The organism is Methylomonas subterranea (genome assembly GCF_024505185.1).
Classification (GTDB): Bacteria; Pseudomonadota; Gammaproteobacteria; order Methylococcales; family Methylomonadaceae; genus Methylomonas; species Methylomonas subterranea.
This window is the reverse complement of record NZ_JANIBJ010000092.1, coordinates 1-1,073: the sequence shown is the minus strand read 5'-3', so window position 1 is coordinate 1,073 and position 1,073 is coordinate 1. Positions and strand designations below refer to the sequence as shown.

Genomic DNA, 1,073 nt, shown 5'->3' with positions numbered 1-1,073 from the left:
GCGCCTAGCAAAAAGTTAGCATGTATTGTGAGCCAAACCCGCGACCTATTTCGTCAATGGCTTACTCAAGTTCATCTGGGGTAAATGTCTTAAATGGCAGCCATTCATATTTCATTTTATGCCACAGCAATTCAATCCTGTTCAGTTCGGGACTGTAGGGTGGCAGGAAATAAAATCGCATGCCTTTCTCTTCCAACAAATCCCAATAGGGTTTCATTTTCTTGGCAGTATGAATGGATGCATTATCCAAAATCACCACCAAGGGTTTGCTGACGCGTGCGATCAAAGCCATCAGAAAGCCAAAGAACCATAGGCCATTCACGCTATGCCACAATTTAGTCAGCATTAAGCGACCCGATGAAAGCATGGCACCAATCACATTCATGCGTTGGGCGCGCTTTGCTGTAATAGCATGTACCTCACCACTTTTTGTCCAAGCTGAACGATTCGGTGGTTGTGGCGCAAATCCGGCTTCATCCACATAGGCCAATTCAATTTCACCGGCTTCCGCTTGCTTGATCAGTTCAGCGATGTTTTGCTTAGCCTGCTCGAAGCGTTCGGGATCGCGCTTTTTTTTAAACTGTATCGCGTGCGTTTCCAGACGTAACCCATGCGTTTTAACTCATTTCGCAAGGTGCCGGCACTAATCGTCACTCCGCATTCCGTCGTTAGACGACTGACCAATGCCCTGCAGTTTAAAGGTTCCGCATCGATCCATTCTTTGAGTTGGCTCCGATGCGCGTCAGTCAACTTACTCGGCGCACCACTGCGCGGCTGATCCGGTAGGCTCGCCAGCCCGTTTTTCCACCACTTCCTCCGCCGCTCGCGTATCGCTTCCGGCTGCACGCCCTGATGCTCTGCAACAGCGACGACTGTTTGACTCTCGGATAACATCAAAATGGTTTGTGCCCGTTCCCGCTCTCGCCAATCACTCCCTTTCTTGATGATTACCTGTAGTTGCTCTCGTTCGCTTTCGCTCAATTCTATGGGTCTTACCCGCATTCCTTCGCTACCATTACCGTATCTAAAATTTCACTATTTTACTGCATGGCTATTTGTTGTTAATCGCTTAT

Annotated in this window: 2 protein-coding genes; both read right to left on the bottom strand. The window is 48.5% G+C overall.

Annotation, left to right across the window (positions count from 1 at the left end):
- Nucleotides 1-61 precede the first annotated feature (61 nt).
- A complete protein-coding gene (locus NP590_RS20415) occupies nucleotides 62-523 on the bottom strand; it encodes an IS630 family transposase (protein ID WP_256604587.1) in 462 nt (153 codons plus the stop codon).
- The gene (locus tag NP590_RS20410; RefSeq protein WP_256604586.1) at nucleotides 520-981 is read right to left on the bottom strand and encodes a helix-turn-helix domain-containing protein; all 462 of its coding nucleotides are present in this window, start codon (nucleotides 979-981) and stop codon (nucleotides 520-522) included. Before NP590_RS20410 ends, NP590_RS20415 begins: the two co-directional genes overlap by 4 nt.
- Nucleotides 982-1,073: the final 92 nt, after the last annotated feature.